General features: G+C 46.3%; 23 protein-coding genes and 1 pseudogene. 10 read left to right on the top strand and 14 right to left on the bottom strand.

All coding sequences use genetic code 11. The features are described from left to right. Position 1: 1 nt before the first annotated feature. The 7 genes and pseudogenes from FKN16_RS14205 to FKN16_RS14175 all read right to left on the bottom strand — a co-directional run. Positions 2–1,216, bottom strand: a complete 1,215-nt coding sequence (locus FKN16_RS14205) for an ABC transporter permease (RefSeq protein WP_170902964.1) — start codon at positions 1,214–1,216, stop codon at positions 2–4. Next, on the bottom strand, positions 1,213–2,484 hold the full coding sequence (locus FKN16_RS14200; protein WP_170902963.1) for a TolC family protein: 1,272 nt from the start codon (positions 2,482–2,484) through the stop codon (positions 1,213–1,215). The genes FKN16_RS14205 and FKN16_RS14200 overlap by 4 nt, the downstream gene beginning before the upstream one ends. Beyond that, positions 2,477–3,610: an efflux RND transporter periplasmic adaptor subunit gene (locus FKN16_RS14195; protein ID WP_170902962.1), complete on the bottom strand. Its 1,134-nt coding sequence runs from the start codon at positions 3,608–3,610 to the stop codon at positions 2,477–2,479. The genes FKN16_RS14200 and FKN16_RS14195 overlap by 8 nt, the downstream gene beginning before the upstream one ends. A gap of 227 nt (positions 3,611–3,837) precedes the next feature. Beyond that, positions 3,838–4,398, bottom strand: coding sequence for a GNAT family protein (locus FKN16_RS14190; protein WP_170902961.1), 561 nt, complete (start codon positions 4,396–4,398; stop codon positions 3,838–3,840). A gap of 3 nt (positions 4,399–4,401) precedes the next feature. Next, the gene (locus tag FKN16_RS14185; RefSeq protein ID WP_167394170.1) at positions 4,402–4,827 is read right to left on the bottom strand and encodes a GNAT family N-acetyltransferase; all 426 of its coding nucleotides are present in this window, start codon (positions 4,825–4,827) and stop codon (positions 4,402–4,404) included. A 19-nt stretch (positions 4,828–4,846) separates the two neighbouring features. Next, the gene (locus FKN16_RS14180) at positions 4,847–5,602 is read right to left on the bottom strand and encodes a class I SAM-dependent methyltransferase (RefSeq protein ID WP_170902960.1); all 756 of its coding nucleotides are present in this window, start codon (positions 5,600–5,602) and stop codon (positions 4,847–4,849) included. A gap of 25 nt (positions 5,603–5,627) precedes the next feature. Beyond that, a pseudogene (locus FKN16_RS14175) lies at positions 5,628–5,840 on the bottom strand (class I SAM-dependent methyltransferase); the annotation flags it as partial. A 399-nt stretch (positions 5,841–6,239) separates the two neighbouring features. Between FKN16_RS14175 and FKN16_RS14170 the strand changes: the two are divergent. Continuing rightward, positions 6,240–6,773 carry a hypothetical protein gene (locus FKN16_RS14170; RefSeq protein ID WP_170902959.1) on the top strand — a complete coding sequence of 178 codons (534 nt, stop codon included), beginning with the start codon at positions 6,240–6,242 and terminating at the stop codon, positions 6,771–6,773. Positions 6,774–6,816: 43 nt separating this feature from the next. Here the strand turns inward: FKN16_RS14170 and FKN16_RS14165 are convergent, their stop codons facing one another. The 5 genes from FKN16_RS14165 to FKN16_RS14145 form a co-directional block, all read right to left on the bottom strand. After that, the gene (locus tag FKN16_RS14165) at positions 6,817–7,332 is read right to left on the bottom strand and encodes a protein disulfide oxidoreductase (protein ID WP_170902958.1); all 516 of its coding nucleotides are present in this window, start codon (positions 7,330–7,332) and stop codon (positions 6,817–6,819) included. Beyond that, positions 7,329–9,440: a protein-disulfide reductase DsbD domain-containing protein gene (locus FKN16_RS14160; RefSeq protein ID WP_170902957.1), complete on the bottom strand. Its 2,112-nt coding sequence runs from the start codon at positions 9,438–9,440 to the stop codon at positions 7,329–7,331. The genes FKN16_RS14165 and FKN16_RS14160 overlap by 4 nt, the downstream gene beginning before the upstream one ends. Before the next feature lie 65 nt (positions 9,441–9,505). Next, positions 9,506–9,904: a hypothetical protein gene (locus FKN16_RS14155; RefSeq protein ID WP_053808871.1), complete on the bottom strand. Its 399-nt coding sequence runs from the start codon at positions 9,902–9,904 to the stop codon at positions 9,506–9,508. 101 nt (positions 9,905–10,005) lie between these two features. Continuing rightward, positions 10,006–10,608 (bottom strand): response regulator, encoded by a 603-nt coding sequence (locus FKN16_RS14150; protein WP_170902956.1) that lies wholly within the window; start codon positions 10,606–10,608, stop codon positions 10,006–10,008. Between the two features lie 25 nt (positions 10,609–10,633). Beyond that, positions 10,634–12,457: a sensor histidine kinase gene (locus tag FKN16_RS14145; protein ID WP_170902955.1), complete on the bottom strand. Its 1,824-nt coding sequence runs from the start codon at positions 12,455–12,457 to the stop codon at positions 10,634–10,636. 179 nt (positions 12,458–12,636) lie between these two features. Here FKN16_RS14145 and dsrO point away from each other — a divergent pair, with 179 nt between their 5' ends. The 9 genes from dsrO (at position 12,637) to FKN16_RS14100 (ending at position 23,776) form a co-directional block, all read left to right on the top strand. Continuing rightward, on the top strand, positions 12,637–13,404 hold the full coding sequence (gene dsrO, locus FKN16_RS14140) for a sulfate reduction electron transfer complex DsrMKJOP subunit DsrO (protein WP_170902954.1): 768 nt from the start codon (positions 12,637–12,639) through the stop codon (positions 13,402–13,404). Further along, positions 13,401–14,531 (top strand): NrfD/PsrC family molybdoenzyme membrane anchor subunit, encoded by a 1,131-nt coding sequence (nrfD, locus tag FKN16_RS14135; protein ID WP_170902953.1) that lies wholly within the window; start codon positions 13,401–13,403, stop codon positions 14,529–14,531. Before dsrO ends, nrfD begins: the two co-directional genes overlap by 4 nt. Before the next feature lie 17 nt (positions 14,532–14,548). After that, complete coding sequence (locus tag FKN16_RS14130; RefSeq protein WP_170902952.1) at positions 14,549–17,641, top strand: tetrathionate reductase subunit A; 3,093 nt, start codon at positions 14,549–14,551, stop codon at positions 17,639–17,641. Between the two features lie 160 nt (positions 17,642–17,801). Further along, complete coding sequence (locus FKN16_RS14125) at positions 17,802–18,413, top strand: c-type cytochrome (protein ID WP_012841600.1); 612 nt, start codon at positions 17,802–17,804, stop codon at positions 18,411–18,413. Between the two features lie 8 nt (positions 18,414–18,421). After that, entirely contained in the window at positions 18,422–19,474 is a 1,053-nt protein-coding gene (locus FKN16_RS14120) for a c-type cytochrome (protein ID WP_170902951.1), read from the top strand. A gap of 306 nt (positions 19,475–19,780) precedes the next feature. Beyond that, complete coding sequence (locus FKN16_RS14115; protein ID WP_046874435.1) at positions 19,781–21,112, top strand: paraquat-inducible protein A; 1,332 nt, start codon at positions 19,781–19,783, stop codon at positions 21,110–21,112. Continuing rightward, on the top strand, positions 21,105–22,751 hold the full coding sequence (gene pqiB / locus FKN16_RS14110) for an intermembrane transport protein PqiB (RefSeq protein ID WP_145473695.1): 1,647 nt from the start codon (positions 21,105–21,107) through the stop codon (positions 22,749–22,751). Before FKN16_RS14115 ends, pqiB begins: the two co-directional genes overlap by 8 nt. Continuing rightward, on the top strand, positions 22,751–23,329 hold the full coding sequence (locus FKN16_RS14105) for an ABC-type transport auxiliary lipoprotein family protein (RefSeq protein ID WP_150919125.1): 579 nt from the start codon (positions 22,751–22,753) through the stop codon (positions 23,327–23,329). The genes pqiB and FKN16_RS14105 overlap by 1 nt, the downstream gene beginning before the upstream one ends. Positions 23,330–23,536: 207 nt before the next feature. Further along, positions 23,537–23,776 (top strand): hypothetical protein, encoded by a 240-nt coding sequence (locus FKN16_RS14100; RefSeq protein ID WP_005397103.1) that lies wholly within the window; start codon positions 23,537–23,539, stop codon positions 23,774–23,776. 65 nt (positions 23,777–23,841) lie between these two features. Here FKN16_RS14100 and FKN16_RS14095 read toward each other — a convergent pair whose 3' ends face one another. Continuing rightward, a complete protein-coding gene (locus tag FKN16_RS14095) occupies positions 23,842–25,680 on the bottom strand; it encodes an extracellular solute-binding protein (protein WP_005397104.1) in 1,839 nt (612 codons plus the stop codon). Positions 25,681–26,177: 497 nt separating this feature from the next. Beyond that, positions 26,178–26,879: an orotidine-5'-phosphate decarboxylase gene (pyrF, locus tag FKN16_RS14090; RefSeq protein WP_005397105.1), complete on the bottom strand. Its 702-nt coding sequence runs from the start codon at positions 26,877–26,879 to the stop codon at positions 26,178–26,180. Positions 26,880–26,905: the final 26 nt, after the last annotated feature.

The following is a 26,905-nucleotide window of genomic DNA, read 5'->3' as shown; positions in this document are numbered from 1 at the left end:
ACTAGGCCCTCGCACTCAAAGCAATGACTGGCGTGAGACGCGATGCTCGCCTTGCTGGGAAATATGATGCCATCAATGCCAAGATAAGCGTCACAAGTAAAGACCAAGCAATGGAATCTGGCGTGATCACAGGTAAACCAATCCATTCCGGTAATGCCATGCTGCTTAAGACAGATACCACGGCATACGAAAACATCAGACCTAATGCCGTGCCCACGGCTACCAAAATAAGCCCTTCAAGAATAAACTGACTGAGTATGGATTTTTGAGTTGCCCCGATCGCCAAACGCACACCGATTTCACGCGTGCGCTCCGTGACAGATAAAAACATGATGTTGGCAACGCCAAGCGCACCGACCGCCATGGTCATCGCGCCGCTCGCTCCGAGAAAAATCTGAATGCCACGCAAAATTCCACTGATGACCGCCGCACCTTCACTAAAATCAGGTAATTCGACCGCATCTTTATCACTTGGGTCAAAATGAAGCTGCTTGGCGAAAAAGTTCACGATATTTTGTCGAAACGACGGTGCATCAATCCCATCTCTCGGCTTCATCAATACCATCCAAGGTTTCGCATCCCACAAATCGCGGTACGTTGTTTGAGGAATGAAAACCGTGCGGCTATCGCCGAATGAAATGCCAGCGTCCTCACCGACGGTGACACCAATCACCAAAAACGGAATGCCGTTGACTTTGAGCCTATCCCCGATTTGGATTCCGCCCATTTGCGCAATTTGATCGCCTAACACCGCCACGCGAGTGTGGTTGTCCATATCACTTGGTGACAGGTTTCTCGAACCGGATTGCAGTTTGCGTTGCATTAAAGGAAAGTAAGACGTATCAATACCTCTGACCGTACTCGATAAGTTCTGTCCTTTGAGATTGGTGATATTCGCATCCCATTTGGCGTAAACGCTCGACGCCTGTTGCACGAAGCCCGACTGTTTGATCATGTCGACTTTTTCTTGTGGAATATCAATTTGTCGTCTTGAAGGTAACCCTTGCCACGGTTTACTGGTACTCGACGGAAACACTACTTGCACATTGTTGATCATAAATGAAAACGACTGGGTCTGATGGCGATAAAAGCCTTCGCCAAGTGCGATTAACACCACCACAGAGATCACGCCCCAAGCAATCGCGATAATGGCTAGCACGCTCTTCATGCGATGCGCCATCAACGTTTGCCAAGTTTGTTGCAATAGACTGCTCATGAATGAAAAGCTCGAGAGATCAACGCCATGGTATCGTCATCGAGTTTCCCTGCGGTTTGCAGTAAGCCGATTCTCTTACGCCAGTAGCTGTACAAGTTGGTTTGCAGACTGTTTTTCGCCTCAAACAAGCTGTTGTGTGCACTGATAACTTCCGACACTTCAAGCAGGCCAGCGTCGTAAAGTTTCTCTTTGCTTTGCAACACTCTGGCGCGCGACTCAACCAGCTCGTTCGCTATCAAAACTTGATTCCAGTTGATATCGACCTGCGTAAACTGCTGAATAACTCGTTTCTGAATATCAATTTCCACTCTACGCATATCTTGCTTGGCATTTAAAATATTCAACGATGCTTCGTCCACTTTCGCTCGCACTGCACCATTGAGGTCAATCGGCAAACTCAAACTAATCCCTGCGTTAAACTCGCCGCTTGAACGATTGTCACCATCGCTGTAGCCCACACTGCCTTTGACGGTTGGGTAGTATCCACCTTTAGCTGAATCTTTGGCGAACTCGCTCGCTTTCACCATCTGCGCCGCCACCAACAGCTCTGGACTGCTGTCTTTCGCCAGCTTTAGCCATTGCTCCTGAGAGTCCACCAGCATCGGCGGCTGAATTAAAGAATCCGTTCGAATTTGGTCGACACTCTCCGGCATTTGATTGATTAACGCCGCAAGCTCTGCTTTTTTCACTTCGAGATCGGCTTTTGCATTGAGGATACTTGCTTGCTCAGAGACTTGATTCGCTCGCATCTCTTCAACATCAACCGACTTCACTTTGCCTGCTCGATAGCGTTTCTCGATGATGTTGAGAAGTTCTTTCCCCTCCTCCAGCTTGGACTGCGCCAATTTGAGGTCGCCCTGTGCGCTTGCCACATCTAGGTAAGCGGTGAGCAACTTCTGCGCAAGCTCGTTATGTGATTGAGATAGCTCTAACTGTGCTTTGAGATAATTGGCATTCGCTTGATCCAGTTCCGACCACAAACTGCTATCCCAAATAGTTTGAGATAAGGTAGCGCCGTAACTGTTCGAATGGCTTGAGGACTCATTCCAATCCGCTGACGCACTGGCACTTAAACCCGGCAATAACGCACTGCGGCTACTCTGTACGCCAACCTCGCCAAGCAGGACGCCGATTTTCGCTTTTTCGTAATTAGGATCGTTCTGCTTTGCTTGTTGCCAAGCTTGTTCAATAGAAATTGCGTAGGTCGGCAAACTGAGCGTGGCAGCCAACAATGCAAAGGCGATTTTTGATCGTTGCAGCTTAACCATGTGCCGCTCCCATCATGCTGTTGTCGATAACCTCTTCATCAAGCTCCACGCCGTCAAGCACTTCGACATTGATGCCATCTGACAGACCGAGTTTCACAGGTTGTTTATGAAACTCTTGTTCTGAGCTGTCGGGGATCAGAACATTCGGTGCGTCACCATCAAATTGCAGAGCGCGCTCCGGTAGAGTGAGCACGTTTTCAGACTTCTTTAGAATGATTTGAGCCGTCGATGAAAAACCAGAACGAAGCAACACATCTTGTGGGATCTTGAGTTCTCCCACTTCAACCTCAAAACCGTTATCAAAACTTTTTGCCGAAGCATTGCCCTCTGGTGAGTTGAGGTTCTCAGATTGAATCGCCACTTTGGTTAGCACACCAGAAATCGCCACATCAGGATAAGGCGCCACCGTCAACATAACGGGCATTCCCGGAGACAACTGCGCAGCATCATGCTCACTGACGCTACCTTTAAAAATCAGACTGTTCATGTCGGCCAATGACATCATTTCAGTCGCTGCTTGGCTTGATTGAGTCGAGATGATCGGCTCTCCGACCTCAACTTTCTGGTTGAGTACCGTGCCATCAATTGGCGCGTAGATCGTCGACGTTAAACGTGCATCACCGATAGACGCCTCACCACTGCGGATGAGTTCGAGATTCTGGCGCTTTTGCAATACGTCCGCTTGCGCAGATTTGACTGCCGAGCGCGCACTTACGTATTCGTCGTAATTACTTGGAATAATGTCCTGCTTGACCAAGCTTTCTAAGTTGGACAGTTTTTGTTTGGCGGATTCCAGCTCGGCTTCGCTACGCATGAGTTCTGCCGATGCATCCGTTAATGCTTGGGGAGTTGGGTTTGGACGCACTTTGATCAGCGGCTGGCCTTGCTTCACCTTTTCACCAACTTTCGCGTAAATTTCACCGACGATACCGTCGATTTGTGACTTGATAGATACGGAGTGTGCAGGGACAATTTTACCAACAGCCACCGCTTGTTTTTCAATCGTGCCTTTTTCCACAATCAATGTAGGCAGCAATTCTGGTTGAGCAGCAGATTGGAGATAGAAATACGTACCACCGCCGAGCAGCGCGATGCTCACAGCGGAGACAAGCCAACGTTTCGTCATTATTTATTCCAACAATTATTGGGTAGTCTAATGACTACTCCTAAAACACAAAGTTGAAGGAATAATATCCTGCTTTAATAGCGGTTTGGTTGTCACAGTTGGTATGGTTTTGTCAGTCGCCTCTGACAATCAAAGATTAAAAAATCTCGACGAATCACTCAGCAAAGACGCAGTCTACGATGGCGACTAACAAGCTCTGTAACCGCTCGTTTCAACCGCCACCCATTTCATTCTGAACAGTGTGCAAAATGGCGCAGTTCTGTATCCTCCAATCGCATATCCATACAGTCTTGCGCCTCACGTCCTAAAGCAGGAAAAACCGCATGCGCTGTTAAAATGCCTTGGCTGATAAAGCCACATTTCTCCAACACACGAATACTCGCGTGGTTGCCAATATGCGGGGCAGTGCGAATGCGCGTTATACCCAAGCTTTGCAGGTAAACAACGCCAAGTTTGCAGGCTTGGGTTGCATAGCCTTTTCCCTGATAGCGAGCAGAAATACCAAAATGGATTTCACTGCTGTCTTGCTCAGGTATCAGCACCAGACAGCCTATAGGAGTTTGAGAAGTGAGTTCTTCAATAGCGAAGACTAATAGATTGGGGGACTTTTGATCATATTGAGCGCGCCATCTTTCGATAGCTTCAAGGGTTTGGTTAGCATTTTGGTGGGCTTGGCGATTGAGGAAGTGGCATGCTTGTTCATCGCCTAAATAGTTTTCAAACAGAGGAGCAGCGTCTGTTGTTTTGAGGTATCTGATTGCCACTTGTTGAGATTCAACTCTCATCATGATTTAGCTCTGATAAACATTCGGTTTCCAGATTTGCATGAAGTTTTCTACTGGAGCAATAGGAGTGAACCCAAACTGCTCGTACAACCCATGAGCATCGCGGGTTGCAAGCATCATACGGCGTAAGCCTTGTAGTTCTGGATGAGCAACAATTTCTGAGAGCAACCACTTACTGATGCCTTTACCACGGTGTGCCTCCACAACAAACACATCGGCAAGATATGCAAACGTGGTGCGATCGGTAATTAACCGAGCAAAAGCGACGAGTTGATTTTCATCATCCAAAACCGCAAAACAGAGCGAATGGCGCAATGACTTCTCAAGGCGTTCTCTTGGAATGCCCTTTCCCCAATAACTGTTTGAAATGAACTCGTAGATAGCGCCTAAATCCATGTCATCCAACAACGTAGTAATTCGAAACCCTTGCATTGTATCCCTCAACATTGGTTTATATTTTCTCAGCCACACAGACAAGCGAGTTGGCATTCGCCTCAAATGCTTGCGCTGACCAAGACTGGTACTTCTCTATAACTCTGAATCCCGCTTGTTCAAGGAAAACCTCTATGTCTTCCAGCGGAAGATATTTTAAATCAATGCTGGAATGCTCAATCGTTCCACCTTCAAAATGACGCTCTTTCTTCAAATACATGATGGACGTTTGTAAGTCATACTCGGCCTTCATACCGAAATAATTCACTTCACCATAGGTTGGAGAAACATAGGTTTGCCACAGCGCCATCTCATGATCCAATTCTAGATTCTCTGGCGTTGGTAACCGCGTATCGAAGACAAATCGCCCACCTTTTTCGAGGTGCTTTGATATTGAGCTTAGTGCGCCTGCCAGCATGTCGTCACTTAAAAAGGCCTGAAATGCATTCCCTGTCATTATGGCTAGGTCAAACTTCTTACCTAACGAAAACTGGGGTGCGTCGAGATGAAGAAAACGCAAGTTACTCCTGCTTTTGGCTTTGTCCTTTGCGTGTTTGAGCATCCCTTCAGAAATATCAATGCCAATGGCTTCGTTGAGTTGCTCAGAGACTGGAATCGTGACAATGCCGGAACCACAACAGACATCCAGTACACTTCGAGCATTGGTTTCTTCGATTAACCTTGTGATGAAAATAATGTCGTGATGGTAATGCTGCTCGTATTGGGCATCGTATTCAATGCCCGAACCGAACTCGGTTAAATCTTGTGTTTTCAAAAACAGTCCTTGTTTGTTACTTATTTTAGCTGTGTGACTTTTTCAGCTCTAGCATCAAGTATCGACACACATAACCAACACCAGATACGTAACCAATCACATTTTCTAAGGAAACCACTTGCAACCCCGCCTGCTGACAGAGTTGTTCAACTTCACTTTCGGTATATGCCGTATGCTCCACCGATCTACTATAAGTATTTCGGGGCAAATCTTGTCCATCCGGATCGTGGTATTGAAACATCCATCATTTCGTCCTTGATAACCAGAACGATGCTCGAATGTAACACGCAATATACACATAGGCGCTTATTAAATAGCTATTTTTCTATGAAACGTAACCGACTGGTTATTCAGCGATAACCACTAGAAATAGATGAAATTTTGAAAAGTACTAGCCCGTGATTCCGATGGAATTTTTTGAGTGCATAAAGAAAAAATATGTCCTGATAATCTGCTTCGATTATTCAGCTAATCTTATTTTCATCATTCTATTCGCTGTATATAAAAACAATATTTAAATTAACATAACAAACCTATCGCTTATTATTTTCCATTTAAATAATGATTCTTATTTTTAATATCAACCTATAATTAAAGTGCTCAAATTCTCATGTTGTATTAACTTGAGGTTTAATTTATGAAACTAACTCCTTATTTAACTGCTGTTGTTTCGGTCAGCTGCGCTTTTGGCGCATTCGCAGCCGATGATTCAAAAGCACTTTTAGAAGATGCACTGAGTGCTGCACCACCGACTATTCGCGATAAAGTAACAGTGATGGACTGGAACAATAATGTTCTGCAAGAAGGTTCTAACCAATACACTTGCTTCCCAACGCCTCCTCAATTGGAAGGCACAGCGCCAATGTGTATGGATGGTCCTTGGATGGAATGGGCAGACGCTTGGATGAACAAAAAACCTTTCCAAGCCAAAGCATTAGGTATTTCTTACATGTTAGCGGGTGATGGCGGTGCCAGTAACACCGACCCATTTGCAGAAGGGATGACGGACGATAATCAATGGATTGTGGAAGGACCACACTTGATGATTATTACCCCAGACCAAGCGTTGCTCGACTCTCTACCAACCGACCCAAGTTATGGTGGCCCATACGTAATGTGGAAAGGCACCCCATACGCACACATTATGATTCCCGTTGGAGCGAGAAAATAAAAAAATCCGATATTCAGTATTTGAATATCGGATTTTTATTTAGTTATTGAGCTAACCAAATTCTCGCCAATATTCCTATCGGCGTTGTGATGCCTGTCGTAATAGAGGTCACTTCACCATTTCTTAAAATATAAATGGTTGGAGTCACGCTAATTTTCCATTCACGCATAATATCGCTTGAAGGATCGTTTATGTTTTCAAAACGATATTCTTTTGCCTGCATAAACTGCGTCACGCGCTCATTCGGTCCCGATGAGCCAGAAACGCCAACTACGGCATAGTCATCACTCAGCCAGCTCACGCTTGGGCTTACAAATTTACAAGCGGGACACCAAGTCGCCCAAAAATAAACAACGACAGGTTGTTCATGACTTTGCGCGATTGCATCGAAGTATTCACCATCGCTCAATACGGAGCTCAATGGTGGTGCCTCCTGTTTGGGAATATCTTTGGTGCGATACCAATCCATCGCGATAGAAATAACGGTGACAATGAGCACCATCTGTACGATTTGAACGAGCCAATACCGGACTGTTCTACGCTGCTTTGTCGAACTCATTGAATGGATCCCCCACTCGCTTGTTTCACCGCGCTTAAAACAACATCATCAGTCAGAATCACAGGTAACGGGATACCTTGTGGCGCCGCCGGGCCATAGACGATGTTAAACGGCACACCGTAACGCCCATTAGCTCGTAAAAAGTCCGTTACCGAGCCGTCCGGATGCGTCCAATCCCCTTTTAACGTCGCCACATTAGGGCTTTGCAGCAATGAGTAGACAGGATCTTGCCAGATCACGCCGATCTTGTTCGCTTTACACGTGACACACCAATCCGCAGTCACATCCACAAACACCACTCGCCCATTATTGACGTGCTCTTCAATCGCTGAATTAGAAAGCTTTTGCCAAGCTAGATCATCCGGAAGTGGCGTTGCCCATTGGTCAGCAGTGACACTGCCAAGTAGTAAGCCGCCAGCTATTAACACTAACGATGCGGTCCCTGATACAGCAAGTGCTTTCTCACCATACACACGCTTAATTCTTGCCATCATGACGACAAAAGCAACCACAGCGATGAGTGCAATCCATAACATCGGTACATGATTTGCCATTAATGAAAGTAGCCAAACGCTGGTTGCCAACATCATTATGCCAAACACGATCTTAACGCCATTCATCCATGGACCGGGCTTTGGTAGTTTTAGCGCGATACTTGGAAACACAGCGACTAAGATCCAAGGCAGTGCCATACCCAATGCTAATGCTGTAAAGGTTGCAAATAACGTTAATACGTCCGCGCCCAAGGCAAAAGCAACGGCAGTGCCTAAAAACGGTGCGGAACAAGGTGTCGCAAGCAAAGTGGCGAACATACCTTGAACGTAGTGACCCACTAGAGAGTTATCACCTTTCGATGCGAGCCATGTATTAGTACCCGATGACAGACGGATTTCAAATAACCCCAACATATTGGCGCCGAACAAAGCAGTGACTAGTACCATCAATCCTAGGAACCAAGGGCTTTGGAACTGCACGCCCCAACCGATCGCGTTACCCGTAAGCTTCAACACCAAAATGAATCCAGCTATCAGCCAGAACGAAGTGAGAATCCCCAGAGAAGAAGCGATAAACTGGGTACGAATTTGACGGCGCTCTACACCATGCACAGCCACAATACTGCTGAGCTTCATCCCCAATACAGGCAGCACACACGGCATGATGTTCAAAATCAAACCGCCTAACAGTGCAAATAAGAAAATACTCGCTAAAGAGGTAGTTGGCAGTGACGATGTAACCGCTCCTGCTTGTGCTTGTGTTACCTCTTCGACCAGCAAGTTATCATCTTTGATAGAAACATATAACGATTGTTCATTAAGCTCTACCTCACCCAGCCAAGTATCAACCGAGTAATTTGCTGTGACGATATCACCTTCTTGCTGAAGTCCATCCAACTTGAAGCTGTAGTCACGAATCGCATCACCAACACCATCCACCAACACTTGAGGATTTTGCCAACCTTGCGTGTTCTTTAGTTTGATTTGTAATTTGGATTGAGTCGCATCCCAATTTGTTTGCGTGACCTCAACAAAAGGCGAAGATTGAGGAACATTACTCACCGCTTGGGCGTAACTGAACATCACGTCTTCGTCCACTTTCAGCTCAGAAGGTAAGAACGTCAATTGGATTTGGTAGTCCGTCAGCACACAAATCGTCGTACAGGAAGAAAGCGTGAGCACTGCATCAATCGTGACGGGTTTCGACATATCGTCGATATGCAGCATCATTGGGAACAAAGTGTCGCCTTTGTAACCGAGAGTCTCAATGCCCAATAACTCGAACTTTTGCGGATATGGCCATTGCCAATCAACCTTGCTCAGGTTTTGCGAGTTTTGCCAATCTATAGATGGCGCGACACCACCCTCGCCCGGCGATCGCCAGTAAGTTTTCCAGTCTCCGGTTAACTTGACATCCAAATAACCTGTAAGTGTTTTGGCTTGCGGATCTTGTTGACCCGTTAGTACAAAGCGCGTTTGCACTGGAGGATGTTGTGGATTGGTCATCCAACCGGTATCGGTAGTTTGTGCTGAAATATTCAGAGAGAACAAACTCAAAGCCAGCGTCATAAAGAACATAGACGCGAACTGAGTCAGTTTGGTAATTTGATTCATAGTAATTCCTAATAATAAAAACAAATGTGCTAAATCGCTGACGTTATTGGTCAGAAAGCACGTTTTTATTCTTGGAATACACAGAAAGTCAGATGGACTCGATACTTACGACCTATCGGCTCCGTCCAATGTTGTGCGCGAATATAAGCGCAGCACATCCAAATAGCCGACGCCAAAAGACCGACAAACAGAACAACAATAAATGCATCGAGTTGATGTTGAGAAAATTGAATTAACTTTTCAGACAATTCGCATTTGCTGGTTTCTTTAGCATCAATCGACTTGACGCTCGACCCCTCATCAGTAAGTGAAACAGCAGGCGATACCGTCTCGTACTTCATAGAGCATGACGATGCAAAACCTGAATTTTGCATCAGACACACGACAACCACCCAGCCAATAATCGCTAGTAGCCATTTCACCCGTTTATGTGGTGTGTGATGTCGTTTAGTCAATAAACTCATAAGAATTCAGATAAAGTAGGAACGAAGAAGATAATACGCGAGTCGTCATAAAGCTCAAGTTGTATCCACAAATAACATTAAGAAGCTTCACTCACTAAGCTCTAATCTAGCTTGCCATAAATATATGCCAACTCTGCGACGGTTTTCGCTGAGAACTTTTTCAATAGGTTAGCGCGGTGTACTTCAACCGTGCGCATTGCAATGCAAAGTTCGTCAGCAATACGAATGTTGCGCTTGCCTTCAATGATCAAACGTAAAATGTCTTTTTCTCGGGGAGTGAGCGATTCATACGCCGATTTTGCCGCCGCCATATCAAGGTTTGCAGCCGACTGCACTTGCCCCTGCAAAATGGCTTGTGCCAACTCATCTCCTTTGACTGGCTTTTGGAAAAAATTGACCGCGCCAGCTTGCAATGCATCGACCGCCATCGGGACATCACCATGCCCCGTCAGGTAAATAACAGCCAAGGGACTGTTGGCTTGATTTAAAATTTGATGGACTTGCTGACCACGAAGATTTGGCATTCGACTATCAAGAATGATACACCCCGCTTGCTGAACGTCCACCTCATCGAGGAAAGACTGCCCATCAGCAAAAGTGGTGACGTTGAAGTCATGTTCTTCCAACATAAAAGCGAGCGAGTCACGCACCGATTCATCATCGTCGACTACAAAAACAGGTAGCTGCTTTTCACCGCTGCTCATTGAATGCTCCTATGCCTAGTTCAGATTAGTTTTGATATGGAAACACGAGCTCAACCAAACAGCCATGTGGCGCTGTCGAGCTGATGAGAAACTCGCCACCATGCATTTCCATTACATCACGACAAATGGCTAACCCCAGCCCGAGCCCCTCTTCTTTGCTACTCACAAACGCTTGAGTTGGATTCTCTTGCTGCAACCCTGTGCCGTTGTCCAATACTCGAATGGAAAGTTGATTGACTTGGTAGTCACTATGCAGGGCAATTTTACCTTGATAACCTGACGAGTGATATTTCTCTTGGAACAAAGTACACGCATCAATCGCGTTACTGATCACATTAACTAAAACCTGTTGAACGCCCACAGCGTCGACAAGTACCGGACAGACGTTCCCTTCTATACTGGTCACAATCGAAATATTTTGCTTCTGCATTCGAAAATGGAGCAACTCAATCGTGTCATCAATAAGAACTTGAAGATCGCACGGCGCTTTGTCGACACTGCGCTTACGAATCAACGTTCTTAAGCGCTGAATAATTGCATCGGCTCGTTCAACTTGCCCCTGTATTTTCTCAAACACAGGGACAATATCTTCATGAGGGCGTTTTTTGGCCAAGCGAAGTAAACCGCCTTCACTGTAATTGCGAATGGCCGCCAATGGCTGATTGAGCTCATGGGCAAGACTGGTGCCGATTTCACCGACAATCGCAACTCTTTGTGAATGCTCTAACTGTTCACTTTTCTCTTTTAAACGTAACGATGTCTGCTCCAACGCTTGCTTGCTCTTGCTAAATCGATACTCAAGCCAAAAGTGGTAAGCGTTCAATACAATCACAAAAATGAACAGCGCCCACGCCCATTCCTGATGACTACGCAGCCAGCGCAGTGCCTCACTCCACCAAGGTTGTTGCAACGGATGGAGGTCTAGAGCCTGATAGAGTTTGTCGATGCTCAGCAAGCTGACGGGTGACGTCCAACCTGACGCGCCTGCCGCAATAATCGCAGGGTGATCTGGCGGCATAGCAAGCAAGACTTGCGCAATCTGTTTGGCGAGCTGAGCTGAGCCACGCTCTGTTTTGGCAAAGGACCAGTTTGGATATAACGGCGTAGAAACAGCGCACGAAGAATGTTCATTTAGCTGTTGATTTAGGACTCGAAAATAACCTTGCTGTAACAGACCTTCATTTTGCATCTGTTCCAATAAACAAGCAGGGACGACAGCGGCTTCCACATTGCCATCACGCAATTGATACAGGTTGGCATCAATAGGAAAGCCGAGGTAACGGACATCAGCAAAGAAATCGTTCGGATTAAGACCCATTTCCACGATTTGATAGCGCAACGTTAAGTAACCACCAAAGGCTTTTTCTGATACAGCCGCAACAGGAAGCCCTGAGACATCTTGCAATATTTGATAGCTTGAATTGGCTCGAACCACCAGCGCCGAACCAATGCCGTAGTTCGAATTTTGCGGCGCTCGACTGGTTAGCGTTGCCATCCACGATAGCGCGTATTGCCTACCCAATCGCACTGCCTGACCAGGGTTAGTTAAGATGAAGTCCATCGTCTGAAACTTCACCGCTTGGCCCATTTCATCCAAGTTAAGGGGATGAAGAACAAAATGCACATCAGAAATTTGCTGATTGAGCCAATCAATGGTCGGTTGCCATCTCTGCTCAGCATAAAGATGACCACGTATCGCTAACACGCCCACTTCGACTTTCTGCTTGGCCTCTGGCTGCACTGCCTTTTGCTCTTGCAGATCTGCTTGTTCAGAAACAGCACCCTGAGCCAAAGATGCCAAGGCAACCAAGCAAAGAATCCAAAGCTGAAGCCACAGTGCTTTTTTCATGATGAGTCGAATCGTTCCTTCGAAAATAATGAAGCAAGAATAACAGCTACCTTCCCTAAACCACATTTGTTTTAGATCAAGTTTGATCTGGGTATGTGGAAATCCACAATATAAGCCTCGCGGTGCATTTCTCACAATGGAATCAGTCAATTCAAATACAACAAAAAAGCAGGTGAGTTATGGATTCCACCAAACGTCGCTTTCTCAGCGCGGTCACAGCTGGAGCCGCGTTAATTCCAGTCGCGGGCATTGGCACGGCAACCGCGGGAAACATTATTCGCAATAACCAGTCCGCCGATCGAAAAGGACAAGTGGGGAAACGTTATGCCATGGTGGTGGATTTACGAAAGTGCGTCGGCTGCCAGGCTTGCACTGTGGGTTGCAGCATTGAAAACCAAGCGCCTATCGGTCAGTTCCGAACCACAGTAAAGCAGTACGAAGTCACGCTGGATGACGGTTCGAAAGCCACGCGAGAAGCGAAAGCCTTTATGCTGCCTCGCCTTTGTAACCACTGCGAAAACCCACCCTGCGTGGCTGTGTGTCCGGTTCAAGCGACCTTTCAGCGCGAAGATGGCATCGTCATGGTGGATAACAGTCGCTGCGTCGCCTGCGCGTATTGCGTACAAGCCTGCCCTTACGATGCGCGTTTTATCAATGAGGACACCCTCACCGCAGATAAATGTACCTTCTGTGCTCACCGTCTAGAACAAGGTCTATTGCCTGCCTGCGTGGAAACCTGTGTTGGCGGTGCACGTATAATTGGTGATTTGAATGATCCATCAAGTGAAGTCCGCCGCTTAATTGCGAAGCACCAAGACGACATCAAAGTGCTAAAACCCAATGAAGAGACCAAGCCACACGTGTTTTACATCGGCATGGATGAACGCTTTACCAGCCATATCGACGGGCAGCCAGCTATTTACGACCCACAAGGAGAGCACGCATGAACATCAGCGAAGTGTTAGTCCAACCTCAAGCGATGGCTTGGCTCCCGTGGGCGGTACAATATTTCTTCTACATCGGTTCGGCTTATGCGGCTGCTATTTTATTCCTAATCGCCCTATTATTTGAAAAACACACCAGCCACAGACTGCGCGCTGCGCTTGTGCTGACGCTGGCCATCGGCGCCATCGTGGGGCCATTAGCGTTAACTGGTGATTTACACCAACCGGGACGCGCATGGCATTTTTACGCGCACATCACGCCGTGGTCATGGATGTCTTTAGGATCGCTTTTCTTGCCTGTTTTCTCAGGTTTAGCGGTAGTGACTGCATGGCTGTATCTCCGCCAGGATCTGTTCAACTTACGTAATCAGCCAGGGAAAGTACTGCCTCTAATTTCAAAGCTGTCACTGGGTGAATGGGTGCTCTCTCGTAGAGCCATGCTTATGGTATCTGCCATCACTGTGCTATCAGGCATAACCATTGCAGTCTACACAGGCGCTGAAATTGCGGTCGTAAAATCACGCTCGTTATGGCACCAACCAGCGTCACCGATTCTTTGGTTTGTTACTGCTTTTATGGGCGCAGTCGGCTTCGCTCTGCTGATTTGGCTCTTGCTGCCTAGTCAGTCAAAGACGCTGACATCTGGCGATACTAATTTACTGAAAAAATCGGTGGTAACGAGCGGCGTTCTGACGCTGATTCTCCTACCCATTTGGGCATCCAACAATTCCGCATTTTCACTCTATTCCAGCGAGCAATGGATACAAAATATAGCTCTGCTCACTTTGGTTATTTTAGGCAGCATCATCTTCGCGCTTATGACGATGAGAAACGCCAAATCGTCAACAACGTCTCGTATGTATCGTGTCATGGGCACGTTTTGTCTGTCGTTGATCACGTTGGCAAGTGCGTGGCTGATTCGCTGGTTTACCATCATGGAAGTACAAACCATCGCCAAGTTCGATGCAGGGCTGTATCCATACCAACTCACTATGGATGGAAATGGCTGGATAGGCATTATCGGGATGCTCGGATTATGGCTTACACTGGCATTGCTCGGATCAGAGTTAATCCAGCCAAAGCAAAACTCCGAAGTGACACCAACATCACTCACCTTAATTGAACGCTAATCAAAGAGGATTTCATCATGGATAACAAACGCCGTCAGTTTTTGAAATCAGGCATTGCAGTGGGTGGGCTTGGCGCATTCGCTGCAGGTTACGCCACCACCACCAAACACATGGTCGAGGGTGCGCTCGAAGGCACTGCAGGAGAAAAAACGCGTGATATTCACCACGGTAACTCGCTTGAACCAGAATACACGGTCAACAACAAAGGTAACCTGATCCCGAATCCAAATCAGCGCGTCGCTCCATCCATGTGCTTTGGCTGTTGGTCACTGTGCGGATTGCGTGTGCGCATTGATAACCACAACGACGAGATCTTGCGCATCACTGGCAACCCATATCACCCACTCTCTCATCAACAACACATTCCTTTCGAAACGCCAGTCAAAGATGCTTATTTAAGTTTGACAGGAGAAGCGGGCCTTGACGGCCGTTCCACCGCCTGTGCGAGAGGAAACGGGATGCTAGAAATTCGCAACAGCCCGTACCGCATTACTCAGCCGCTGAAACGAGTTGGCAAACGCGGCGAAGGAAAATGGATTCCGATCAGCTACGAGCAACTGATAGAAGAAGTCGTGGAAGGTGGTGATTTATTTGGTGAAGGCCATGTTGATGGCTTACGCGACATTCGCGATTTAACAACGCCCGTAGATCCTGAAAACCCAGAATATGGCCCGAAAGCCAATCAACTGTTAATGACCAATGCTGGTAACGAAGGCCGAGACGACATCTTCAAACGCTTCGCGTTCAACAGCTTTGGTACGCGTAACTTTGGGCATCACGGTTCGTACTGCGGCTACGCATTTCGTGCTGGCAACGGTGCATTTATGAATGATTTGGATAAATTTGCCCATTTAAAACCAGACTTCGATAATGCGGAATACATCATCTTCATCGGTATGTCGCCAGCTCAAGCTGGCAACCCTTTTAAACGTCAGGCGCGCCAACTCGCCAATGCGCGAACAGAAGGTAGCTTGGAATACACCATCATCACACCAAGTTTGCCTGCGGGTTCATCGAGCTTGGCGGCAGGTGACAACAACCGCTGGGTACCAATCAAACCGGGCACCGATTCTGCCCTCGTGCTTGGCATGATCCAATGGATTATCGAAAACCAACGCTACAACAAAACCTTCTTAGCGCAGCCGGGGGCAAACGCGATGAAGCGAGCAGGCACCGCGCACTGGTGTAATGCTACGCATCTCGTGATAAGCGATGAGCAGCACCCGAGAAACGGCACGTTTTTACGCGCGTCGGATCTGAATCTGCCATTCGAGGGCGAAGCGTTGTCTGATTCCGACCCGTACGTCATCGTGGATGATCAAAGCGGCGAATTTGGTGTGCATACCCAGACAGGAGAAGCGGCACTGTTTGTCGATAAAACGGTTTCGCTTGCATCAGGCAAAGTGCGCGTAAAATCTTCCCTACAAAGACTCAAAGAAGAGGCGTTCCAATACAGTCTTGAGTTCTACAGCCAACAATGTGAAATCCCTGTCGAACAAATTGTTGAACTAGCAAAGCGCTTCACCAGTCACGGAACAAAAGCGGTGGTCGATACCCACGGTGGCAACATGCACACCAATGGGTTCTATAACTCGTTTACCATCATGATGCTCAATGCGTTGATTGGTAACATAAATATGAAAGGCGGCGCTATGGCCAAAGCGGGTGGCTACCCAACTTCCGCTGCGGGTCCTCGTTACGACTTCACCAAATTTGCTGGCAAAGTCGGCCCGAAAGGCGTCTTTCTGTCGCGCAGTAAATTCCCATACCACAAAACCAGCGAATACAAACGTCGCGTTGAGGCAGGTGAATCCCCTTACCCAACTCGCGCCCCTTGGTATCCGTTTGCCGCGCCACTGCTGACAGAGCACCTATCTGCGGCTATTGATGGTTATCCATACCGCGTTAAAGCGTGGATCAACCACATGGCGAACCCAATGTATGGTGTACCCGGTTTGAAAACGCTGCTGGAAGATAAGCTTAAAGATCCAAAACAACTCGGTTTGATTGTATCTGTTGATGCGTTCATTAACGAAACCACCGCATTGTCGGATTACATTGTGCCAGACACCGTTACTTACGAAAGCTGGGGTATGGCAACGCCTTGGCACGACGTTCCGGTGAAAACCGTCACCGCTCGCTGGCCGATTGTGGAAGCGCGAACAGAGAAAACCGCCGATGGTCGTTCGATTTGCTTAGAAAACTTTTTGATTGATGTCGCCAAGAAAATGCAACTAGGCGGCTTTGGTGACAACGCGATTCAAGATGCGCAAGGGAATTGGCACGCTCTCCACAGCGCTGAAGATTTCTACTTACGTTCCGCGGCAAACTTGGCGTATGTGAAAGGCGGCGTGCCTGAAGTTTCGGCAGAAGACATTGCGTGGTCCGGCCTAGAGCGTTTAATGCCAGCCATGCAGAAGACGCTGACAGCGGATGAGATGAAACGTGTGGCGTTTATTTTTGCTCGCGGTGGACGCTTTGAAAATGCAACCGAAGCGTATCAAGGTGAGCAAATGAAGCACAAATGGACACGACCAGTTGCGATATGGAATGAACGTGTCGGCAGCGCAAGAAACACCATGACCGGTGATTTCTACACCGGTTGCCCAACATGGCATCCACAAAAAATGGCCGACGGCACACCAATGGAAGACCAGTTCCCAAGCTCAGAATGGCCTTTCAGCCTGACTAACTTTAAATCCAACATTCACAGTGCGGTATCCAACCTATCGCCAAGGTTGAACTCGATAAAAGGCGTAAACCCAGTGTACATCCATCCAATCGATGCCGAACGCGCAGACATTAAAACGGGTGATGAGTTTGTTATCGAGACTCCATCTGCAAGCACCAAAGCACTTGCGATGATAGTCAGCGGGATTCGCCCTGGCACACTAGGATTTGAACATGGGTTTGGTCATACCGAGCTAGGACAACGCTCGCACTGGATCGGCGATAAACAGCAACCCGTAAAAACTCGCAGCCAAGATGGTGTCAACATTAACGACATCGGATTAATTGACCCAACCCGAGAAGGGAAAGGCGTGTTGTTAGACTGGGTGGTAGGAGCCGCGGCTCGTCAATCATTACCAGCCAAAATCCGCAAAGCTTAGTAGACAACCAAACCTGAAGAGCTGCCATTTAGCAGCTCTTCACATCCTCTAAATATGTGGAAATCCACAATACCTTTCCTTATTGACAAGGCCGACAATATCGTCCCAGTGACTACCAAGTAGCACTTGGACATATTAATAAGAATTAAAGTGAGTCAGCATGTCAAAGATTCTTCCAGTGGTGACAGCCTATTTGCTAGCCACCACTATGGGCGCAAGCGCCTCGTCTATTCCGGAAAAAGCCAGCGTGTGTAGTGGTTGTCACGGCCAAGATGGTATGGGACAGCCAAATATCGCTCCGATGATCGCTGGTTTAAACGCGAATTATCTCAACACTCAAATCGAACTATTCCTTAGTGGTGAACGCCAAAACGTAGTCATGCAAGGCATGGCGAAAGAGCTTAGCGATCCTGCCGTTCGTAAAGAAGTCATGGATTACTTTGCTAACCTTCCAAGCTACGAGTTCACTAACCCAGAGCAACGCGGCGACCAAGCCGACATTCGTAACCCGTATCGTAAACTGATCTTTCAAGGCGATTGGGATAGAAACATTCCAGCTTGCGCGACTTGTCATGGAGCCAGCGGAATGGGCGTCGACAAATTTCCTCGCCTCGCAAGCCAACATGCTGATTACTTAAAAACGCAATTGATGGCATGGAAAAACGGCACTCGCAGTGGTGACCCGCTCAATATGATGGGTACTATCGCGAAAAATCTCACTGACGAAGAGATTGAAAACCTTTCCTACTACTTTGCCTCATTACGTTACTAGGAGCAGACATGAAACGTTTATATTCTTTGTTCGCATTGCCTTTCATTTCTACGCTCGTACTAGCTAACGATCCGTTACCGGACCGCCAGAAAGAGCTACCTGCGATAGAAAAAGAAAATCACGGTGAATACTTAAAACCGCGTGATCTCAGCACAATTCCAAACACCGCATTTGGTGAGCAAGTAAAACGTGGTTACTCGCTCTTTGTTAACTCACAGCAAATGCGCGGAAAATACGTTGGCAACGAACAAAACTGTGTGAATTGCCATATGGAAGCAGGACGAAAAGCCAATGCAGCACCGCTGTGGGCGGCTTACATGGCCTACCCGGCATATCGTAAGAAAAACGATCGCGTAAACAGCTACGCAGACCGTATTCAAGGTTGCTTCGAATACTCCATGAACGGTAAAGCGCCCGCTTACGATTCGCCAGAAATTGTTGCCCTTAGTGCTTACGCCTACTGGTTGGCGATGGGCGGCTTGCTCGACAAACATGGTATGACGGATGAACCAATTCCGGAGCTAGACGCAAAAGCGTTGCAAGTTGGTGGAAAAGCAAAAGACTTCCCGCTGCCCGAAGCCATCGCGCAAGCATTACCAATTGAAGAACGAGGTAATCTCTCTGGACGTGGCTACCCAAAAATCGCCGCACCGAAGCAAGAACCATCAACAGAGCGAGGGGCATTAGTCTACGAAAAGAACTGCGAAACTTGCCATCGCGCCGACGGTTCAGGCATAAAAGGCACCGACGGCCATTCATACATTCCACCACTTTGGGGCGAATATGCGTATAACTGGGGTGCAGGTATGCACCGGATTAACACCGCGGCCTATTTTATTTACGAAAACATGCCGCTTGGGAAAAGTGTCCAGTTAAGCAAACAAGAAGCGTGGGATGTCGCGGCATACGTGAATAGCCACGAGCGTCCACAAGATCCTCGATTTAAAGGCAACGTGAGCGCAAACGCAGAGAGGTATCACCAACATCAAGGCTATTACGGAAAAACACTTAGTGGTAAGCAAGTCGGCTCGAATGCTTTCAAGAGCGGTACCGTCGAGTAAAAGACAACCGTTCATCTTAAATACCATTGCTCCCACCTCCCTGCCCAGGCTCTCTGGGCAGGGTTGTTTTACTCTCCTGAAGCAATCACTGCCCCCCCCTCCAAACCAGCAACGTTAAGTAGTTTTCGGCTTCCAACATACCAATCTTCGCAGTAAAATAATGCGCCAAACGCGACTTTGTTTATATCTTAGAGCTTCCATATACTATGATGCCAAAAGTAAGAAACTCGTAAACTCCTGAATCAAAACAAGCGTGTCTAATGAAAAAAGAGTATTCTTAGGACAAATGAATCCAAAACCTACCCGATGAGTATTCAACCTAATTCCCGTCAGTTAATTTCATGCGAAGAATGCGGCCTTGTTGTTCGTATTCCCGATATCGATCAAGGGCAAAAAGCTCAATGTCCTCGATGCGCGCATTCTCTGACAAAAGTGAATGCTAAACCCTATCAAAGCGTGATCGCCATTTCATCGGCATGTTTGATCATGTTGGTGTTAAGCATTTCTTTCCCTTTTATGTCGTTCAGTGTGCAAGGGCTATCGCAAGAAATCACCTTATTGCATGCAGCCAAAATGCTGGCTGAATTTCAAAATGTACTTTTAGGTGTGTTGCTTCTCGCAACGGTCGTCGTATTGCCTGCTATCTATGTCGGTCTCATTCTCTTTCTTCATCTCGAAGCATTAAAAGCGCGTAAACATACGCCATCCAAAAAACAACAACGAATGGCGAAAGTTTTATGTCGCCTTCTGTTTCGAGTCGAACCCTGGCTGATGGTCGATGTATTCTTGATTGGCGTATTAGTCAGCTTAATTAAAATCGCTTCTCTGGCAGACATTGGAATGGGGACTTCATTCTGGGCGTTCTGCGTTTATACCGTACTGGTAGTCAAATGTATTTCTATGGTTGACAAAAGCTGGCTCTGGGGACACTTCATTCCAGCCATCGTGCTGCCCGATGTAAATGAGGGCGATACGCACCATAACCACAACCATATTGGTTGCCATACGTGTCATCAACTCAACCCAATTGAAGCGAAAAAGCACCAATACTGCATTCGTTGTAAAAGCCCTATTCATAAATACAACCCAGCAGATAATTTACAAAAAGCTTGGGCGCTTTTGTTTGCGTCAGTCATTTTCTATATTCCCGCGAACCTTTATCCAATGATGTATACCGTAAGCCTTGGACATTCAGAAGGCTCGACTATCATGGAAGGGGTAATACTGCTTTGGCATTTAGGTTCTTACCCTATTGCGATGGTAATTTTCTTTGCTAGCGTATTCATTCCAATGGCGAAAATGCTGGCACTCGCGTGGCTGTATTACAATGCGCAAAAAGCGCGATATCTTCCTCCCAAAGAAAGTATTTCACGCTTAAAGATATACCGCTTAACTGAGTTTATTGGTCGTTGGTCTATGATCGATATCTTTGTCGTTGCCATCTTAGTTGCACTGGTTCAGTTGCAAAACTTAATGGCGATTTATCCAGGCCCTGCTGCGCTCTCTTTCGCAGCAGTGGTCATTTTCACCATGCTTTCTGCAATGATATTTGACTCACGTTTGTTGTGGCAGTTGCCACAAAACGAAGTGCAGGAGCCGATTTCTGACAACTTAAACGAGAAAGCCAAATATGAGTGATGAGAACAACGTAACCGCTCAAATAAAACCGCAAAAGCAGATTTCTGCGATCTGGATTGTCCCGATCCTTGCGCTAGCCATGGGAGCGTGGATGCTGTTCCAATACATCAACAGTACAGGCCCACAAATTACTCTCCAACTGCCAACCGCAGATGGGATTGAGGTTGGTAAAACCGAAATCCGAGCACTGAATGTTAAAGTCGGTCTGATTACCGAAGTCACTCTCAGTGAAAACTACGATCACATCATCGCTAAGGCTCAGATGAATAAAGACGCGAAGCGCATGCTGCGAGATGACACCATGTTCTGGGTGGTGAAGCCTCGTATTGGCCGTGATGGTGTTTCAGGTTTAGAGACCTTGCTCTCTGGCGCTTATATCCAACTTCAGCCGGGTAAATCTAAAGTAGAAAAGGAGCACTTTACGGTATTAGATGTACCACCAGTCGCTTCTCCTGATGCAGAAGGTTTACGTCTTGTGTTAACACACCGCGAAGCTGGCAAACTAGGTGTTGGGGACCCGGTTATTTATAAAGGCTTTACCGTTGGTCGTGTAGAGAAAACCAGCTTTGATGTTGATACTCGCAAGGCGCTGTATCAACTCTTTATTTTCAAACCTTATGACAGCTTAGTGCGCACTCGTACTAAGTTTTGGCTAAATTCTGGTGTTGATTTACAGCTCAATGCCGAAGGGTTTGAAGTTAAGTTTGGCTCGCTAGAGAGCATGCTAACGGGTGGAGTTACCTTCGATACCGTTCCAGGTCTTGAGTCCGGCGAACTACTCACAGAAGACATGGTTAACTTCCGCTTGTACGATGATATTAAGCAGCTGAGAGAAGGCATGTACGATGACTACATTGAGTTCGTCATGTTATTTGATGAATCAGTACGTGGCTTAAAAGCGAATGCGCCTGTTGAGTACCGCGGTCTTCGTATCGGTACCGTGACGAGAGTACCGATGCGTTTACCAACACCAGAAGAAAACTTCTCTGCGAAAAAAATTCCAGTTTTGGTGCGCGTTGAGCTCGGTCGAGTGTACGGAGATTTAGAATCCCAATCTTTATCAATGTTCAAAGAAAAGTTGAAGGAAGAGTTTGCTCGCGGTCTCCGTGGCACCTTAAAGACTGGTAACTTGTTAACTGGTGCGCTTTATATTGATGCAGACTTTTACCCTAATGATGATCAGTACGTTCCAAGTGAATTTGAAGGTTTAGATGTTTTCCCAACCATGCGTGGTGGTTTTGCCCAAGTCCAGCGCCAAGTCAATGACTTCCTAAATAAGATTAATAGCTTACCAATGGAAGAAACGCTTAACTCTCTCAATTCAACGTTAAAAACGTCGGAAAAGACGTTGGCGTCAGCAGAACGTGTCGCGGACAGTATTGATAAACTTTTAAATCAAAAAGAGACGCAAGAGATCCCAACAGATATTCGCCAAAGCTTGCAGCAGCTGCAAAAAACACTCGATGGTTATGGACCAAACTCAACCATGTACAATGAAATGGAAGCCACGCTCAAAGAACTAGAAAGCGTGATGACAGAGTTTAAACCCGTACTTAAACAGCTAAACGAAAAGCCAAACTCTCTCGTGTTTGGAGAAGATGAAATCAGTGACCCAATCCCAGTTAAAGGCCAAAACTAATGAAACGAGTATTCTTTTTGTCTATCGCGCTATTTGTCGGTCTAACGGGTTGCAGTAGCGCTCCAGAAACTAAAGGGGCTTTGTACCTTCTACCTAAGGCGGAACCAGTGACGCTGAGCTCTTCTGATATCTCACAGCGCCCTACTTTAGTTGTTCGTCCAGTAAAACTGGCAAGTTATTTAAACGACAGTGGTATCGTTTACCGAACCTCTGAGACTCAAGTTATCCAGGCAAGAAACAATCAATGGGCGCATAGTATTTCCGAGCAAATCACTCAGAGAGTCGTCACAGAACTACGCCACAAACAGACTCATTACTGGCCGACTGAAATGAACAACCTGTTGGATCAAAATGGTGAAGCCAAACTACAGCTTACGTTAAATAAATTTAATGGTAGCTACAAAGGCAATATCGAAATTGAGGGGGAATGGTTACTCATTAATGCTGAAGGTAAGGTAGAAAAGAGTGCACCAATACAAATCTCTCAGCCTCTACAGGACGAAGGCTATGGAGCACTTGTCGACGCACTATCCGTCGGGTTGGAAGAACTGACTTCGGACATTGCCAAAAAAATCTAAGATCGATGTTAATTACAGGGAAGCAAGTTGCTTCCCTTTTTTGTGCTGCGAGAAGTTTTCCGATCGAAATAGATGTAGATAATCAAGCGAGACAAATTGATCTTAGTCAGACTGCAATCCGTTCTTTGGTGCTACTCTACGGCAAAATATAAAGCCCCATCCTATGACCTCATGTAGAGGTCTTGTTGATAAGGTTCTTGAGTAGCAATGTCGATTAACATTTCCGATTTAACCACCGCCCTAAATAAGGTGGAGCATATTCATAAAGTTCAGCTTGAAAATGTGCATCAGTTCTTCAAAGCAAACGAAGCTTTCTCGGTAAAAACGTTCAGCCAACTTATATCTAGTGACTCACTTGATGAGCGATTTAAAACCATCGACAAGGCCTTCTCTTTGCTTGGTGATGTGAAAACCTACCTTTTAGAAGCGTCTTACTTAGTTAAGTAAAAATAAAAAAGCCCCTGTAACTTAATTACCGGGGCTTTCATTTGTATCGCTGCTAAGTTGTGGAGTTACAACTTGTAGCGATCATCAATGACCGTTGTCTCTGGGAAGGTTTTACCCTCGTCCATCGCTTCCTCAGTCTCTTCTTTTACTTTGCTATCGATCCAGAAATTACCAATATCCATTGGATGAAGCACCCATTCTGTCGCTTTTGTCATGCCATCTTTAGGAATTTTAACCCAGCGCCAATGTGCAACTCGAGAATAAGGCACCATGTATCCAGGAACGATGATATTCGCTTTGCTGACATAGTTTTGGATTTGATGCGATAAATCGTAACGCTTCTCCTGATCAAACTCAGAGTCATAAGCTTCAATCAACTTGTCCAACTCAGGGCTGCTGTAGTTGGTGTGAGCATTCGTTTGTGGTCGATTAGCATTATCAGAGTGCAGGTATTCCCAATACGCAGGAATCTCACCAGAACCCATATTCAAGAACGCTAACTGATGCTTTTTCTCAAGAATGTATTTAAACGCAGATGAGCCATCCACCAAGTTTAACGTGAACTCTAGACCAGCGAGTTTCGCTTGCTCTTTCAGGTATGCAATACGTGGAGTCCAAGAGTTGTATCCGTAGGTGATAGCAAAGCTCAAGCGTTGGCCCTTATCGTTGACACGAATACCATCTGCGCCCACTTTGTCAAAGCCCGCTTTTTCGAAGTGTTTAACCGCCGCATCAGCATCAAACTTTGGCGGTGTATTGTTAGGATCATCGTATTCGCCATGACCAAAGCCGAGTCCATGTGGTTTACGTGAATAATCTCCACGCATGATATTTTCAATCATGCCGTCATAGTCAGTGGCTGCCATAACGCCTTTACGCACTTCTAGGTTATCCAACATCGGCATCGCGGTGTTCATCCAAAGGCCACCAGCGCCTTGTGGTGCTTCGTTAAAGCCCCAGTACTTTTGGATATAGCCTTTTTTGTACACATCACTATCGGTTTTATCATGCCAAAAGCTTGGTAGCACCATCTCAAAGTAATCTAAGTTACCTTTTTCAAAGTGCTTCATGGCAATATCAGGATCGCGAATCACCTTAATGCGGACTTTTTCTACGTTGTAACGGTTTTTATAGTAGCGGTTGTTATACCCCCACCAATCTTCACCGACATGTTTGAATGTCACGCTCTTACCTTTCTTCACTTTATCAATGTAGTAAGGCGCCGCAGTTGGCTCAGATTTAAAGTTGAACTTTCTGACGAAGTTATCAGGCATGCCATCGTTATTTGCGTCCTTTTCTCCTTCAAAGAAGTGTTCCGGACGAGGCTGAAAACCATTACTCGGCATGTTAATCATAACCATGAGCGAGTCATGACTTTGAGCTACAGCAAGATTGACTTTGATCGTGTAGTCGTCAATTTTTTCAACACCAACAACGCTGTTCGTGAAGAAGTCGTTGTACCACGGGTCGATAATGTCTTTTGACGTGTAGTACTTCATCATAAAGACGTAATCATCTGCCGTAATTTTTTCACCATCTGACCACTCGGCCGTTTCATCAAGCTTAAAGAATACGGTTTTGTTGTCCTCTCCAAATGCCCATGACTTAGCAAGTTGGGGGATCCATTTACCAGTATTTGGATGACGCTGAGCAAGCTTTGGTGAACCATCCATTAAATATTGGCGCAAGCCGGAGTTCGCATCTGGACCAACACTTCGTAATGTCTGAGGAAAGCTCTGAATGTAAGTACGATAAGTACCACCTCGTACCGCTTCTTCAGAGGCGAACAGAGGTTCATTGTTATTTGAAATCCATTCTATATCAGCAGGTAGCTCTGCCGCACTCAGTTGAAAACTGGCAGCGGTCAGTGTTGCAAGTACTGAAAATGGCAGTTTTTTAGTCATGTTTCTTCCTTGTTGTGTTTGCGATTAAGGTCGTAGCAAGGAAGACGGAGTGTGAAAGCTGCAAATAGAAAATACGCAGATAGGAAATAATAGGAGCGTAATATGAAGTGACTTCCTGCCAGCTTCTATATTAATTTCAAAGAGTTTCACTAGGTCATCCTAGACCTTACAACGCAGTGAATGCATCCTCGCCATAGTATTCTTTAGGCTTTTGTAACGCAAGTCATCAATAATACATGGTCGCATTTTCTATGCATCACAGTGAGTTATGTTACAAAAGTGTGATCGATACAGTACCAAGCCCTACTTTTCTCATAATAAACCGTAGAACCTTTATCCGAATAAGCTCCCCCCTACACCAATTAAAGCAAGCAAGTAAGCGAGCAGATATAACTGGTTAAAATGAGCAGTTACTTACTACGGTTGGTATTTTTATTAGATACAAAAAAGGTGAGGCATCACAGCCTCACCTTTCTTTATACAATACAAGACTGTGCTTACATACTAGACAAGCTATCATTGATCGATTTCAACACTGCAGCAGGATCCACAGCTTGAGTAATTGGACGCCCAATAACAAGATAGTCAGAGCCTGACTGAATAGCCTCTACTGGTGTCATGATACGGCGCTGGTCACCTTGCTCAGAGCCAGCAGGTCGGATTCCTGGTGTAACTAACTTAAAGTCTTGACCCAGTTCGCTCTTAAGCAATGAAGACTCTTGAGCTGAACATACGACACCATCTAAACCAGCGTTTTTGGTCAATGTCGCCAGACGAATAACTTGATCCTGAGGCGCAATGTTCAAACCAATACCCGCTAAATCACTTTGTTCCATACTGGTTAGTACCGTTACACCAATCAGAAGTGGGCGATCTTTACCGTATGGCTCAAGAATTTCACGTGATGCCGTCATCATGCGCTCACCACCGCTCGCATGCACATTCACCATCCAAACCCCTAATTCCGCGGCTGCACGGACCGCCTTAGAACACGTATTTGGAATATCGTGAAATTTCAAATCCAGGAAGACTGAGAAACCACGTTTGTGGAGTTCACGTACGAAATCAGGACCAAATAGCGTAAACATTTCCTTGCCAACTTTTAGGCGACATGACGCAGGATCAATTCTATCTACAAACGCAAGTGCGTCTGCTTGGTTATCATAATCCAGTGCGACAATAACTTTTTGGTCGATCATTTCATCTCCTAACTATTTTGGTTCTT

The organism is Vibrio sp. 11-4(1) (assembly GCF_013048625.1).
Taxonomy (GTDB): domain Bacteria; phylum Pseudomonadota; class Gammaproteobacteria; order Enterobacterales; family Vibrionaceae; genus Vibrio; species Vibrio diabolicus.
Note: the sequence above shows the minus strand (reverse complement) of the source record. Positions and strands in the feature narration are given on the sequence as shown.